Annotated in this window: 14 protein-coding genes; 13 read left to right on the top strand and 1 reads right to left on the bottom strand. The window is 64.2% G+C overall.

The window, feature by feature from the left end; genetic code table 11:
• Positions 1-661: 661 nt before the first annotated feature.
• Positions 662-871 carry a hypothetical protein gene (locus KBX17_RS11135; protein WP_070478506.1) on the bottom strand — a complete coding sequence of 70 codons (210 nt, stop codon included), beginning with the start codon at positions 869-871 and terminating at the stop codon, positions 662-664.
• 434 nt (positions 872-1,305) lie between these two features.
• Here KBX17_RS11135 and KBX17_RS11130 point away from each other — a divergent pair, with 434 nt between their 5' ends.
• The 13 genes from KBX17_RS11130 to KBX17_RS11070 all read left to right on the top strand — a co-directional run bounded on the left by KBX17_RS11130 (position 1,306) and on the right by KBX17_RS11070 (position 13,790).
• Positions 1,306-1,515 carry a heavy-metal-associated domain-containing protein gene (locus KBX17_RS11130; RefSeq protein WP_070478508.1) on the top strand — a complete coding sequence of 70 codons (210 nt, stop codon included), beginning with the start codon at positions 1,306-1,308 and terminating at the stop codon, positions 1,513-1,515.
• Positions 1,515-2,456 carry a hypothetical protein gene (locus tag KBX17_RS11125; RefSeq protein ID WP_070478510.1) on the top strand — a complete coding sequence of 314 codons (942 nt, stop codon included), beginning with the start codon at positions 1,515-1,517 and terminating at the stop codon, positions 2,454-2,456. Before KBX17_RS11130 ends, KBX17_RS11125 begins: the two co-directional genes overlap by 1 nt.
• A 47-nt stretch (positions 2,457-2,503) precedes the next feature.
• Positions 2,504-4,774: a cation-translocating P-type ATPase gene (locus KBX17_RS11120; RefSeq protein ID WP_070478511.1), complete on the top strand. Its 2,271-nt coding sequence runs from the start codon at positions 2,504-2,506 to the stop codon at positions 4,772-4,774.
• Between the two features lie 83 nt (positions 4,775-4,857).
• Positions 4,858-5,109 carry a YHS domain-containing protein gene (locus KBX17_RS11115; RefSeq protein ID WP_070478513.1) on the top strand — a complete coding sequence of 84 codons (252 nt, stop codon included), beginning with the start codon at positions 4,858-4,860 and terminating at the stop codon, positions 5,107-5,109.
• Between the two features lie 85 nt (positions 5,110-5,194).
• Positions 5,195-5,530, top strand: coding sequence for a metal-sensitive transcriptional regulator (locus KBX17_RS11110; protein ID WP_070478537.1), 336 nt, complete (start codon positions 5,195-5,197; stop codon positions 5,528-5,530).
• A 47-nt stretch (positions 5,531-5,577) separates the two neighbouring features.
• A complete protein-coding gene (locus KBX17_RS11105; RefSeq protein WP_070478515.1) occupies positions 5,578-6,723 on the top strand; it encodes an FAD-dependent oxidoreductase in 1,146 nt (381 codons plus the stop codon).
• A gap of 3 nt (positions 6,724-6,726) precedes the next feature.
• Positions 6,727-7,911, top strand: coding sequence for an MFS transporter (locus KBX17_RS11100; RefSeq protein WP_070478517.1), 1,185 nt, complete (start codon positions 6,727-6,729; stop codon positions 7,909-7,911).
• Between the two features lie 89 nt (positions 7,912-8,000).
• Positions 8,001-8,330 (top strand): ferredoxin, encoded by a 330-nt coding sequence (gene fdxA / locus KBX17_RS11095; protein WP_070478519.1) that lies wholly within the window; start codon positions 8,001-8,003, stop codon positions 8,328-8,330.
• Between the two features lie 79 nt (positions 8,331-8,409).
• The gene (locus tag KBX17_RS11090; protein ID WP_370551584.1) at positions 8,410-9,036 is read left to right on the top strand and encodes a YdhK family protein; all 627 of its coding nucleotides are present in this window, start codon (positions 8,410-8,412) and stop codon (positions 9,034-9,036) included.
• Positions 9,037-9,249: 213 nt separating this feature from the next.
• Positions 9,250-11,337, top strand: a complete 2,088-nt coding sequence (locus tag KBX17_RS11085) for a heavy metal translocating P-type ATPase (RefSeq protein WP_202032245.1) — start codon at positions 9,250-9,252, stop codon at positions 11,335-11,337.
• Between the two features lie 10 nt (positions 11,338-11,347).
• On the top strand, positions 11,348-11,653 hold the full coding sequence (locus KBX17_RS11080) for a metal-sensitive transcriptional regulator (RefSeq protein WP_070478524.1): 306 nt from the start codon (positions 11,348-11,350) through the stop codon (positions 11,651-11,653).
• 393 nt (positions 11,654-12,046) lie between these two features.
• Positions 12,047-12,391: a hypothetical protein gene (locus KBX17_RS11075; RefSeq protein ID WP_099299415.1), complete on the top strand. Its 345-nt coding sequence runs from the start codon at positions 12,047-12,049 to the stop codon at positions 12,389-12,391.
• A gap of 208 nt (positions 12,392-12,599) precedes the next feature.
• A complete protein-coding gene (locus KBX17_RS11070; RefSeq protein WP_370687609.1) occupies positions 12,600-13,790 on the top strand; it encodes an IS1249 family transposase in 1,191 nt (396 codons plus the stop codon).
• The last annotated feature ends 122 nt before the right edge of the window (positions 13,791-13,912 follow it).

The following is a 13,912-nucleotide window of genomic DNA, read 5'->3' as shown; positions in this document are numbered from 1 at the left end:
AGCATATACTTTCCTGAAACCTACAGGTCACCCCATGAAAATCGGCGATTCCGGACACACATTTTGACCCTTAACCCACACATGACTGTCATTTTGTGCGAGACACACATAAAGATATGTTTTACCTGCAGTAACAGTGTTTGAAATATATTGCAACAAATGCTAAAACCGCAGAGTATCCTGCATAGATACAAGACATCGACTATGGATCATAGGGGTTAGCGGTACTCATGTGTACTGCCGTCCAAATCAAAGGCTTGGTTGTCACCGAGGCAACCAGGACTACTCCAAGCACCACAGCCTCCAGGACTACAGATAACCAAAGAGCCTTTAAAGAGAAACCACATAGATAAACCCCAGTACTTTCTTCCTCACTGCCAATGCTCACTGGAGTGAACAATCCCTTGTGACTTTTGTCGAAGCTCCGCACAATGGTTATAGGCTGCTTCCCCCCGAACGGCCACTATGTATAAGTTCTAGCCCTGCCTCTCGCCCCTCAGGCAGGGCTAGAACTCGTTAATGATTTCTGAGTCAATCGAATACGAACACTTCAGAGTACTAAGAGTGCAACTCCTACGGTAATCATCCGTTCTCGCCACGTAACTACTAGATGAGGGCACCCCTACCGGTAATCACTAATACAGGGTGCCTATCGTGATGATTACTTTGACTGCTGCTCGTCCTTGGCGGCGACAATCATGTGCGCTAGCACCTCCAGGAACTTATTGAGGTTGCCTGGATCTGCCGTGATGGTTTCGAAGACTTCCTGAGACTCCCGGGCCGCCTGCACGAGTGCGCCGAACCCTTTGTTTTTAAAAGCGTCAGTGCCAGCAACCTGTGAGGGGTTATTTTTCCTGACTAATGCCTGCACAGGGGCTGCTAACTGTCTCCGGCGTAACTGAGCACTCCAGCTGGGATTCGTCTGTTCCACTCACCAATCTCGAACGCCTGCGAATCCAGTTGACATGGCCGGCTTCGTACCATGAGCACCAGCGACTGATCGGTGTTTGGTGGTGTCCGGCCCGTACCGGTCGTCACTGCCTTCGCCGACGTGGCAAGGAAGTCCACGGTTCTCATTAGACCGGGACCACTACTCTCCGACGCGCAGCGACACCGTCCAGCGGGTCGCCCCGCAGCATCGTTTCGCCACGAGGCGCATGTCGGACGCTCCAGCCATCGTCTGCAGCACGCGTGCGATGTGGCTCATACGACCACCCCCTTCTTGCGGAATACCTGCCAGGGGTATACTGTTGACTTGTACAGGTACCCGGTAGGGGTACTACAGAGACACAAGGAGGATACATAATGGCTTCGAACAATTACCAGGTGACGGGCATGACCTGCGGGCACTGCGAGATGTCGGTCCGCGAGGAAGTCGGTGAGATCCCCGGCGTCCAGGACATCCAGGTCAGCGCGCAGACCGGCAAGCTTAACGTCACCGCCGAGGGCGAGATTGACGATGCCAAGGTCCTCGCGGCGGTCGAGGAGGCCGGCTACTCGGCGGTGCGTGTCTGATGAAGGCCGGAGGACGGCTTGCGCTCTACGGGGCCGGGCTGGTGGTGGCGTTCGGCGGGGCCTTCGGCCTTGCCGGCGCCGTCATTCCTGACAGCTTCGTAGCAGCATGGGCAGAAGGAAGTGACGTGAACACACACGGTGAAGGACACGGCGGCGCTGCGCAAGAAACTGCGGAGCCCACTCTGAACGGGGTCTCCGCAAGCGCGGACGGCTTCGTACTTTCCCCAGTCCAGGCTCCCACGGCTGCAGGCGAGGATGGAGACCTGAGTTTCCAGATCCTCGACGAGTCCGGCGAAGCGGTGACCGAGTACACTACCGCGCACGAGAAGGACCTGCATCTGATCGCCGTTCGCACCGATGGTACTGGTTTCCAGCACGTGCACCCCGAGCTTGACACGAGCACAGGCACTTGGTCGGTGCCGTGGACCTGGGACGAGGCGGGCACCTACCGCGTGTACGCCGACTTCACACCCGAGGGCGAGGGAGCCGAAGGGATCACCCTGACTCGCGCCGTCGAGGTGGCGGGCGACTTCGCCCCTGTTGAGACCGAGTCACAGACCACCGACGAGGTCGACGGATACACCGTCTCCCTGAATGGCGACCTTACCGCCGGCACCTCAAGCGAGCTCACCATCTCGGTCGAGCGCGACGGTCAGCCGGTGACCACGCTGGAGCCCTACCTGGGCGCGTTTGGCCACCTGGTGGCGCTGCGCGAAGGCGACCTCGCCTACTTGCACGTCCACGCCGAGGGCGACGAGCCCCAGGCCAGGGACACGGCCGGACCCGAGATCGGATTCGCAGCGGAGGCCCCGACCGCCGACCGTTACCTGCTCTACCTGGACTTCCAGGTCGATGGGCAGGTGCACACCGCCGAGTTCGTGATCGACGCCGAGCATGGTGACGGCTCGCAGACAGACGATTCGCATACCGGCGGCCACTGACCCGCAGGGCCTGGCGTCGCACGAGAGATGAAGAGAGAAGGAAGAGGATGAGTACATTAGCGCCCCCCATCGGTGGGCCGGACATCGAGCTGGAGATCGGCGGGATGACCTGCGCCTCCTGTGCGAACCGGATCGAGAAGAAGCTGAACAAGCTCGAGGGCGTCGCGGCCACGGTCAACTACGCCACCGAGAAGGCCAAGGTCACCGTGCCTGCCGGCTACGATCCGGGCCTGCTGGTCGCCGAGGTCGAGAAGACCGGCTACACGGCTGCGCTGCCCAAGCCCAAGGGCACCACGGCGAACACGTCGGAGACCGAGGCCGGGGAGGAGGAAGACACTGAGCTCACCTCGCTGCGCCATCGGCTAGTCGGCGCCATTGTGCTCACGGTTCCCGTGATCGCCATGGCCATGATCCCCGCACTGCAGTTCGTATATTGGCAGTGGGCCTCACTCGCGCTTGCCGCCCCGGTGATCATCTGGGCAGCCTGGCCGTTCCATAAGGCCGCATGGACGAACCTCAAGCACGGTACCGCGACGATGGACACACTCATCTCGATGGGCACCTCGGTCGCACTGCTGTGGTCCGTCTACGCACTATTCTTCGGAACCGCTGGCACACCCGGGATGACGCACCCGTTCGAGTTCACGATCGCTCCCTCGGATGGCGCGGCGAACATCTATCTCGAAGTTGGCGCGGGCGTGACGATGTTCATCCTCGCCGGCCGCTACTTCGAGAAGCGCTCCAAACGCCAGGCCGGGGCCGCGCTGCGCGCCCTCCTGGAGCTCGGCGCGAAGGAAGTCGCCGTGCTCCGCGACGGCGTTGAGGTGAAGATCCCCACCTCTGACCTCCAGGTCGGCGACGAGTTCATCGTTCGTCCGGGTGAGAAGATCGCCACCGACGGCATCGTGGTCTCCGGCTCCTCCGCGGTGGACGCCTCCATGCTCACCGGCGAGTCCGTACCGGTCGAGGTCCGCGAGGGCGACTCGGTCACCGGTGCCACCGTCAACGCGGGCGGCCGCCTTGTCGTGCGGGCGACCCGTGTCGGTTCGGACACGCAGCTTGCGCAGATGGCGAAGCTCGTCGAGGATGCGCAGACTGGCAAGGCCGAGGTGCAGCGTCTGGCTGACACGATCTCCGGCGTGTTCGTGCCGATCGTCATCGTCGTCGCGTTCATCACCCTCGGCGCCTGGCTGGGAGCCGGATTCCCCGTCGCCGCCGCGTTCACCGCAGCGGTCGCCGTGCTCGTTATCGCCTGCCCCTGCGCGCTGGGACTCGCGACTCCGACCGCGCTGCTGGTCGGCACCGGCCGCGGGGCGCAGATGGGCATCCTCATCAAGGGCCCAGAGGTGCTGGAGTCCACCCGCAAGGTCGATACCGTCGTGCTCGACAAGACCGGTACCGTCACCAGCGGCAAGATGACCCTGACAGATGTGATCACCGAATCCGGTGTGGACCGTGCCGAGCTGCTGCGCTTCGCGGGTGCGTTGGAGGACTCCTCGGAGCACCCGATCGCGCAGGCGATCGCCAAGGGCGCCACCCAGGAAGTCGGCCAGTTGCCCACGCCCGAGGACTTCGCCAATGTTGAAGGCAAGGGCGTGCAGGGCATCGTCGAGGGCACCCCGGTCGTCGTCGGACGCGAGTCGCTGCTGGCCGACTGGTCACAGAAGCTCTCTCCGGAGGTCGCACGGGCGAAGGCTCAAGCTGAGGGTGAAGGCAAGACGGTCGTCGCGATCGGCTGGGACGGTGCTGCGCGCGGCATCCTCGTCGTCGCCGACACCGTCAAGCCCACGAGCGCGGAGGCGATCCGCGGGCTCAAGGAGATCGGCCTGACCCCGGTGCTGCTCACCGGTGACAATGAGGCCGTGGCCCGCCAGATCGCCGCCGAGGTCGGCATCGAGGAGGTCATCGCCGAGGTGCTGCCCAAGGACAAGGTCGACGTCGTCACCCGTCTCCAGGGCGAGGGCAAGATCGTCGCGATGGTCGGCGACGGCGTCAACGACGCCCCCGCGCTCGCGCAGGCCGATCTGGGCCTGGCGATGGGCACCGGCACGGACGTCGCGATCGAGGCCTCCGACATCACCCTGGTCCGCGGCGACCTGCGGGCCGCGGTCGACGCGATCCGTCTGTCTCGGAAGACACTTTCGACGATCAAGACCAACCTGTTCTGGGCATTCGCCTATAACACCGCCGCGATCCCAGTCGCAGCGCTGGGCATGCTCAACCCCATGCTCGCAGGCGCGGCGATGGCGTTCTCCAGCGTCTTCGTCGTCGGCAACAGCCTCCGCCTGCGCGGGTTCAAGAGCGTCGCCACGAAGTGACGAACGAGAACCCACCCATCCATACCAATCCGATACAGAACCCACCCATCCATACGAATCCGATACAGAAGGAACACCAGAAAATGAGCAACTGCTGTAGCACGAACGAGACTAACCCCGCCGCCGAGAACGGTGGACGCGAGAACCTGCTCGGCGGGGGCGCCGATGACATGACCACCTGCCCGGTCATGGTCGGCACCCCGGTCAGCAAGAAGACCGCCGAGGCCGCCGGCCTCTACCGCGACTTCAAGGGCGAGCGCTACTACTTCTGCTGCGCCGGCTGCGGCCCCGCATTTGATTCGGACCCCGCCAAATACGCCGCCAACATGGCGTAATCCACCAGCGTGCCGGGGTGCCGCGGCACCGCTGCGGCACCCCGGCACCTGATCGGAGCGAACCGACATGACCACCCCGACCTCAATGACCGAACCTCACATCGACACCTGCCCGGCGGGAGGCGACGGCGATCCGTCCGTCCACGGATACATCAGCGACAAGGCGACGTACCGCAATCGCCTGCGGCGCCTCGAAGGCCAAATCCGCGGCATCGATCGGATGATCGATGAGGACCGCTACTGCATCGACATCTTCACCCAGATCTCCGCAGCCACCAGGGCACTCGAAAACGTCGCCCTCGGACTGCTCGACGATCACCTCAAGCATTGCGTCCTCGACGCCGCCCTCGCCGGTGGACCAGTCAGCGAGCAGAGGCTCGGCGAGGCATCCGAGGCCATCGCCCGTCTCGTTCGCTCCTGACGCCCGCACACCAAATCGATCACGACCTGCAGCCCAGGAGTTTCCCTATGACCACACAACACGTCCTCATCCTCGGTTCAGGAGCAGCCGGAGCCGCAGCCGCCCGCACTCTCGCCACACGTGACGACGTCCGGGTGACGATGGTGACCCGCACCGGGGAGACGCCTTACACGCGAATGCTCATCAAAGGAATCGCGTTCGGCCCGACCCCGCCGGAGATGATCAAGCTCCCGCTACCTCAGATTGAGGTCATCGCCGACACCGTGCTCGATGTCGATACTACGGCGAAGCGGGTCCAACTGACCTCCGGCGCGCAGGTCTCCTACGACGCGCTCATTGTCGCGACAGGGAGCGTGCCCCGCTCTCTGCCCGCGGGTGTACTCGAAGGCGACGACGTCGGACAAGGCCGGGTCACTGCTCTGCACTCCTTGGAAGATGCCATGGGTATCCGCGATCTGCTGACCAGCCTGGCACGGCCGGCGCGAGTGACGATCTATGGCGGCGGAATCATCGCAGCCGAGACCGCTTCGTCGCTGCAAGCCGACGGACACATGGTCATGCTGGTCTCTCGCAGTTCTGTTCCCGGCATCGGAGCGTTTGGGGCGCCGGTGGCTGAGCGCCTCGCCGCTGACCATGCCGCCAAGGTGCAGACTCGATTCGGTCGCACTCTCCAGCATGTCGACGAAACAGAATCCGGTGTTGCCATCACCCTCGACGACGATCAACGCATCGTGGCCGACTTACTCCTCGTTGCGCTCGGCACGACGCCCGCAGCCCCGTCGCCGTGGACGAACGGCATCGACGTCGATGATCGCCTCCGTGCCGCAGCAGACCACGTCTACGCCGCCGGAGGTGTAGCTACGCATCACGACGAAGCACTGGGCGTCTGGCGCATCGACCATTGGGAAGACGCCGCCGCGCAGGGCACGCACGCCGCACAGGCCGCACTGCACGACCTCGACATCAGCGACGATCCGGGCACCTACCTGCCGCGCAGCCCCTACATGGCGCTGGTCTACGGTCAGATGATCTCCGGAGTCGGGTACACCGCTGGTGCAGACGCCCAGGTGGAAGCCGGCGAGGAGTTCATCGTGCGCCACGAGACCGACGGCACCGTCGTCGGCGTCACCGGCATCGACGCGGTCGGCACCGTCTACCAGTGGGGTCAGCAGCTCCACGGCCTGCAGGCATAGACGATGGCGGGCGACTATACGAGGCAGATCCCGCGGCGGGGTTTCGCGCTCGCGATGGCAGCGACCATTCTCATGATGGCGGCTGCCAGCGCGCCGTCGTTGTTCTACCCCCAGATCGCAGAACAGCTCGGACTCGTCCCCGTCGCCACCACACTCGTATTCGCGGTCTACACCTTCACCCTCCTGGCCGCGCTGCTCTACCTCGGACCGCTCTCCGATCACATCGGCCGACGTCCGGTCGTAACCGCCGGTTCCCTGGCGCTGGCACTCAGCCTGGCCATGTTCTGGTTCGCCGACAGCCTCGCGACACTCCTGGTCGCCCGCGCTCTGCAAGGACTCGCAGCGGGTCTGCTCATCCCGGCCCTGTCGGCGATGATGATCGACTTCGAGCCGCCGTCGCATCCGAACATCGCAGCCCTGTGGAACACGATCGGGCCGATGATCGGTCTCGGGACCGGGGCACTCGGTGCTGCGCTGCTCCTCGATCTCACCCCCGAACCGACAACTGCGGTCTTCGGCCCGCTCGTGCTCGCCTTCCTCACCGTGGCAGCGACGGTGTGGAGCACACCGGAACTGGTCCCCAAGACCCGGATACGACGTGGCGACCTCCGCCCGCGGTTTATGGTGCCACTGCACCTGCGCCGCATGTTCACCGCCGGTGTGCCCGCGATTATCGCCGGGTGGGCGACCAACGGACTCTTCCTCGCGCTCGGAGCCGGCCTCGTCGGCAGTGAGCTCGGGGGCTCCACGCACACCCACGCGGGCATCGTCATCTTCGCACTGGCGATCTCCGGAATCACCGCCTCGTCCGTCCTGCAGCGGCGTTCCGCCCGCACCATCAGCCTGTATGCGACCAGCGCCCTGGCATTCGGCACCGCAGCGAGCATCGTCGCCCTCGCACTCGGTTCCTACCCGGCCTACGTCGTGTCGGTCGCGATCGTCGGTTCCGGGTTCGGCACAGCGTTCCTCGGGGTGCTGCGCACACTCATGCCCCACACGGCATCGTCGGAACGCGCCGCCGTGATGGCTGTGATCTACACGGTCGCCTACCTGGCATTCGGCGTGCCCACCATCGTCGCCGGGTTGCTCGTGCCGGTACTCACCCTGTCAGGAACGATGACAGTCCTCGGTGCGATCATCATCGCCCTCAGCCTTGCAGCCACCGTCCTACGCCTGCGCATTCCTTAGCCGGCCGCAGATCCGGCAGAGACTGACGACTTCTCCGAACTCCCCACCGACTCTCGCCGCCGAACCGCACCCGACCAAGAAGAGCAGCCATGACCTATGCGATCGCGCTTCCCTGCGCGGACGTCAAGGACCGCGCCTGCATCGACGAATGTCCTGTCGACTGCATCTACGAGGGCGAACGCTCGCTCTACATCCATCCCGACGAATGCGTTGACTGCGGAGCCTGCGAACCGGTTTGTCCCGTCGAGGCCATCTACTACGAAGACGACCTGCCCGACGAATGGTCTGACTACTACAAGGCCAACGTCGAGTTCTTCGACGAATTTGGTTCTCCCGGTGGAGCCGCGAAGATCGGACCGGCGGGCTTCGACCATCCCCTCATCGCCGCATTGCCCATCCAACATGAGCAGTCCCTCTGAGAAGGACAATTCGATCGATTCACGCCGGTACAACGCGCAATCCTTGACTAGTACCCCTGGGGGGTATAGGGTAGGTGTCATGATGAAAGGAGCTGACATGCAGAGGAGACTGCGAGCAGGGCTGGCAGCAGGAGTGCTCGGAGTGACACTCGTGCTCGCCGGTTGCAGCAGCGGAGCAGACGAAGACCAGCAGACCGACCCTTCGGCTACTGAGGAGCAGGGCCACGGCGGCGACAATGCAGAAAGCGGAGATGAGGAAATGGATCACTCGATGGAGCACCCGATGGACGGCGGACCGGCACCCGAGGGTATCGCCGAAGCCAGTGACCCCACATACCCGGTCGGCACAGAGGTACAGCTCACGGCCGACCACATGGAAGGCATGGACGGTGCGACAGCGACGATCTCCGGCGCATTCGACACGTACACGTACTCCGTGAACTACACTAACGCAGGTGGCGGCGACCCCGTCACGGACCACAAGTGGGTCGTGCAGGAAGAAATCGAGGATGCCGGCGACGAGCGCCTGACCGATGGCACAGCGGTGACGCTGCTCGCCAAGCACATGGAGGGCATGGAGGGCGCGAGGGCCACCATCGCTTCGTCCACCGATGAGACGGTCTACATGGTCGACTACGAGACGGACGGCATGAAGATGACGAACCACAAGTGGGTCGTCGAGAGCGAGATCCAACCAGCGCCCTGAGCCGACGTTCGCTTGCCCGGCGACCGGGTGAGCGGCATGGCTCGATGACGAAGGAGAAGAACGATGACGGACCCGAACTCACACCAGCACCACGGTCACGGAACCGATGCACCCGCTCACGGCGAGCATCACCACGGGTCTGTGTCCGCGCACGCCTCGGCGGAGGCGCACGGCACGCACGAGGGCCAGCACACTGGACACCAGGGCCACGCCATGAACCACGGGCAGCACTCAGACCACACGGGCCTCGATGAGAACGGTGTCCACGGAGATCACAGCGGCCATGGCGGCCACGGAGATCACAGCGGCCATGGCGGCCACGGGGACCACGTTGGCCAGTTCCGCCGGCTGTTTTGGATCAACCTCGTCATCGCCATCCCCGCGGTCACCCTCTCGCCGATGTTCTCCATGCTGCTGGGCTACGAGGTCCCCGGCTGGGCGGGCTGGGTCGCCGCGGTACTGGGCACCGTCATGTACGTCTGGGGCGGCAGGCCCTTCCTCACCGGCGCCGTCAGCGAGTTGAAGTCCCGCAAGCCCGGGATGATGCTGCTCATCGCTCTGGCGATCACGGTGGCCTTCTTCGCCTCCTGGGCCGCGACCCTCGGGCTTGTCCATCACGAGCTGGAGTTCTGGTGGGAGCTGGCGCTGCTGATCGTGATCATGCTGCTGGGCCACTGGATCGAGATGCGCTCCCTGGCCCAGACCACCTCGGCGCTCGACTCGTTGGCTGCACTGCTGCCCGACGAGGCCGAGCGCGTCGAGGGCGAGAACGTCGTTAAGGTGGCCCCAGCCGACCTCGTTGTGGGTGACGTCGTGATCGTGCGCCCCGGCGGCAGCGTTCCGGCCGACGGCACCATCGTCGACGGCCGCGCCGACATGGACGAGTCCATGATCACCGGCGAGTCCCGCCCGGTCTCTCGGGGCGAGGGCGAGACAGCTACCGCCGGCACCGTCGCCACCGACTCCGGCCTGCGGGTGAAAATCACCGCCACCGGCGACGACACCGCCCTGGCCGGGATCAACCGGCTCGTCACCGAGGCCCAGAACTCCTCCTCCCGCGCCCAGCGGATCGCCGACAAGGCCGCGGCCTGGCTGTTCTGGTTCGCTCTCGGCGCGGCGCTGGTCACCGCTGTCGTCTGGACGCTCATCGGCATGCCCGACGAGGCCGTGGTCCGTACCATCACCGTACTCGTCATCGCCTGCCCCCACGCCCTCGGCCTGGCGATCCCGCTCGTGGTCTCCATCGCCACCGAGCGCGCCGCCCGCGGCGGCGTGCTGGTCAAGGACCGCCTCGCCCTGGAGTCGATGCGGCAGGTCGACGCAGTGCTCTTCGACAAGACCGGCACACTGACCAAGGGCGAGCCCACCGTCACCGGCGTCGAACCGACCGGCGACCTCGACGCCGACCAGGTCCTCGCCCTCGCGGCCTCGGCCGAGGCCGACAGCGAGCACCCGCTCGCCAAGGCCATCGTCGCCGCCGCCAAGGACAAGGGCCTCGCCCTTCAGCAGGCCAGCGGCTTCTCATCCTCGCCCGCCGTCGGAGTCACCGCGACTGTCGCCGGCCAGGAGGTCCGCGTCGGCGGCCCCCGGCTGCTTGAGGAGACCGGCCAGCACGAGGTCGGCACAGCCGAGGAATGGCGTTCTGAGGGCGCGATCATCCTGCACGTCCTCCGCGACGGCCAGGTGGTCGGCGGCCTCAAGCTCGCCGACGAGATCCGCCCCGAATCCCGCAACGCCGTCGACGCCCTCCACGCCCTGAGCGTCGAGGTCGTCATGATCACCGGCGACGCCGAGGCCGTGGCGAACGAGGTCGGACGGGAGCTCGGCATCGACCGCGTCTTCGCCGGCGTCCGCCCCGAGGACAAGTCCGCCAAGGTCGCCCAACTGCAGCACGAGGGCAAGAAGGTCGCCATGGTCGGCGACGGCGTCAACGACGCCCCGGCACTGGCCCAGGCCGACGTCGGCATCGCGATCGGCGCCGGCACCGATGTCGCCATCGCCTCGGCCGGGGTGATCCTGGCCAGCTCCGACCCCCGGTCGGTGCTCTCCATCATCCAGCTCTCACGACGCGCATACGGTAAGATGAAGCAGAACCTGTGGTGGGCCGCCGGATACAACCTCATCTCCGTGCCGCTTGCGGCCGGCATCCTGGCACCGGTGGGATTCGTCCTGCCAATGTCGATCGGCGCGATCCTGATGTCGGCCTCCACCGTGGTCGTCGCGCTCAACGCCCAACTCCTGCGGCGCATCGACCTCACACCCGAAGCCAGCACGCGTTCCGTCCTGGAACGCCAGAAGTAAGGACATGCCCATGTCTGTCGACACCGATTCTCATCAGCACGGATACATCAACGACAAGGAGCGCTACCTCGGCCGTATGAAGCGCATTGAGGGTCAAGCCCGAGGGATCGCGAAGATGATCGATGAAGAGAAATACTGCATCGACATCCTCACCCAGGTATCCGCCCTGACCCGCGCCCTCCAGGGGGTCGCGACCGGTCTACTCGACGATCATCTCAAGCACTGTGTGCTCGACGCAGCGAAGCTCAGCGACGAGGCGGCCGTCGAGAAGATACAGGAAGCCACCGACGCCATCAACCGACTCGTCCGCTCCTAATCCCGGACCCCGAGGCCGCGTTCCAGGACACGGCGGGAAGCCCTCACGACGCCCTCCACGCCTGATCCTCACCGACACGCCGTCCGCCCGCGATGCGCCCACTTTCGCTCAACGGGCCAGGCGAGCCGGCGCCCACGGCGTGCGCTTGCAGGCCGCGGCCGGGCTGCTGCGCATGAGTGCGGTGTACCAACGCCCCGTGGTCCGCTCGACCGCACCCCTACGATCCTCGTCCTTCGCACGCTCCATTCCGACCCCGAGCTGCAGTGCGACGTCACCGTCGAAACCCTGACCGCGACCGTCGACCCCCTGTCCCTCGAACTGCCGGAGACCTCGCTGGCACCCGCTTGGACCAGCGTCGAACCCCCACAACACGGGTGGAGATACATTGCGGACGTGTCCAGTCTGACGCTGATGCGTAGCGTCCGTGCCGGCATCGAGGCCGTGGCCCAAGCACTTCCCGACAAACCCGGCGACGATGTCGCCCGCAAGATCCGGGGCATGGTCTGGGGCACCCCGGACACAGCCCTCGCGTCGCTGCCACAAGGCGTCGCGTTCGCCGCCTACGTCTTCGGGTTCCTCAGCTCCGAAGGAGAGGCCGCGATCTCCACCGCCGGCCGCTGGACGCGGTTGACCCTTCCGACTGGACACGTACTCCTGCGCGGACCCGTCGTCTCTGGCCTCACCTCAATCCGCCGCACCCGGCCACGCGTCTCCGAGTCCTTCAAACCAATCGGATAATACTTGATACCCCATAGGGGTAAAGGGTAGGATTGGTGACTATGAGGGGTTAAGTAGCAGAATGTGTGTCTGATTTTCAGTGTATCTGCTGATCAGGCTGTGTAAATCGGGCTTGAATAAGGTTCTGGGCCTTATTCGGGCCTGTTTTTCGTTCAATCCACCGGAATGGCACCCGCGTGTGCTAGCCGGGTGTTGGTGTGCTTTCCCAGTGACACCAAACAGACCACGATGCCCCATGTGTGCTGGGAAAATGAAGAAAAACGGCACCACCTCCAAAGGCACAACCAGATGGCGGTGCAAAAACCCCGACTGCGGATCCTCCACCACACGCCGCCGCACAGACCACACCCGGGCCCGGGATTTCACAGCGTTCCACTCCTACGTCACCGGCACCGCCCCATTGACTGAGGTAGCCAAGCGAGCGGGAGTTAGCAGGTGGACCTTAGACCGCCGGTTTGAATCGTTTTGGCTCATCGACGCCCCCAACACCCCGGACCCCAACCGGGTCTACGACCAGATCTTCATCGACGGCACCTACACCGACGCCGGCTGCCTGCTCGTTGCCGCAAGCTGCGACCACGTCATCGCCTGGCACTGGACCAAACGCGAATCAGCCCACGCCTACACACAACTCCTCAGCCGCATCGCCGAACCATTGTGCGTCGTCCTCGACGGCGGCCAAGGCGCCTTATCCGCCATCAAAACCTGCTGGCCCAACACTCGGATCCAACGCTGCCTCGTGCACGCCCAACGCGTCATCCGCCGCTACACCACATCCAGACCCCGCACTGATGCCGGCAAAGCCATCTACGCCCTAGCTTTGAAACTGACCAAGATCACCAACCTGGACCAAGCCAGGGAATGGACACTGCGCCTGCACGACTTCGGCCAGGTCTTCAAGGCTTTCCTGGACGAGAAAACTCCGGTGTCCAAAGAACGCCGCACCCTTAACCACCAGTGGGAATGGACCCACATCCGAGTGCGCAAGGCGTATCACTCGCTTCTGTACTTATCGCGCAGCAACTGGCTGTTCACCTACCTGCAACCGCCGCCAGAAGCGCTCGAACCTAACCGGTGGGCAGCGACCACCAACAGTCTTGAAGGCGGTGTCAACGCCCAACTCAAACGCATCGCTGACGCCCACCGCGGTAGATCAGGAGAGCGGCAGCGCAAGATGCTCGAGTGGTACCTGCACTCGAAAACGCATCTGCCTGACGACCCGTTAAAGATCGCCAGGCAGTGCGGTTACGGACAAGATCAACTCGCCAAAGTTCCCGACCTTGTCTCAGAAGACCGAAACAAAGCCGACCACCAAACAGGCCGACCAGCCTTCTACGACAACGCTATCCCAACCGACTACGAACACTCGATAGGAATCAGAAAAGGGCCCCTCAAATAACAGAAAGTGTGCCCAACCCGCGACACGCCGACCAGACACACATTTGAGGATGCGGACGTTTTTTGGACAGTTTCAATCTCACGCTACATTGACTTTTCGGTATTCGGCAATGCTCAAACCAT

This window comes from Corynebacterium sp. CCUG 65737 (assembly GCF_024454115.1).
GTDB classification, from domain to species: domain Bacteria; phylum Actinomycetota; class Actinomycetes; order Mycobacteriales; family Mycobacteriaceae; genus Corynebacterium; species Corynebacterium genitalium.
The sequence above is the reverse complement of the archived record's forward strand: the minus strand, read 5'-3'. Positions and strand labels throughout refer to the sequence as shown.

Bases quoted from the DNA above. Each gene is read 5' to 3' on its own strand.
- KBX17_RS11120 (WP_070478511.1), top strand. From the start codon at position 2,504: ATGAGTACATTAGCGCCCCCCATCGGTGGGCCGGACATCGAGCTGGAG.
- KBX17_RS11085 (WP_202032245.1), top strand. From the start codon at position 9,250: ATGAACCACGGGCAGCACTCAGACCACACGGGCCTCGATGAGAACGGT.
- KBX17_RS11100 (WP_070478517.1), top strand. From the start codon at position 6,727: ATGGCGGGCGACTATACGAGGCAGATCCCGCGGCGGGGTTTCGCGCTC.
- fdxA (WP_070478519.1), top strand. From the start codon at position 8,001: ATGACCTATGCGATCGCGCTTCCCTGCGCGGACGTCAAGGACCGCGCC.
- KBX17_RS11125 (WP_070478510.1), top strand. From the start codon at position 1,515: ATGAAGGCCGGAGGACGGCTTGCGCTCTACGGGGCCGGGCTGGTGGTG.
- KBX17_RS11080 (WP_070478524.1), top strand. From the start codon at position 11,348: ATGTCTGTCGACACCGATTCTCATCAGCACGGATACATCAACGACAAG.
- KBX17_RS11115 (WP_070478513.1), top strand. From the start codon at position 4,858: ATGAGCAACTGCTGTAGCACGAACGAGACTAACCCCGCCGCCGAGAAC.
- KBX17_RS11105 (WP_070478515.1), top strand. From the start codon at position 5,578: ATGACCACACAACACGTCCTCATCCTCGGTTCAGGAGCAGCCGGAGCC.
- KBX17_RS11090 (WP_370551584.1), top strand. From the start codon at position 8,410: ATGATGAAAGGAGCTGACATGCAGAGGAGACTGCGAGCAGGGCTGGCA.
- KBX17_RS11110 (WP_070478537.1), top strand. From the start codon at position 5,195: ATGACCGAACCTCACATCGACACCTGCCCGGCGGGAGGCGACGGCGAT.
- KBX17_RS11130 (WP_070478508.1), top strand. From the start codon at position 1,306: ATGGCTTCGAACAATTACCAGGTGACGGGCATGACCTGCGGGCACTGC.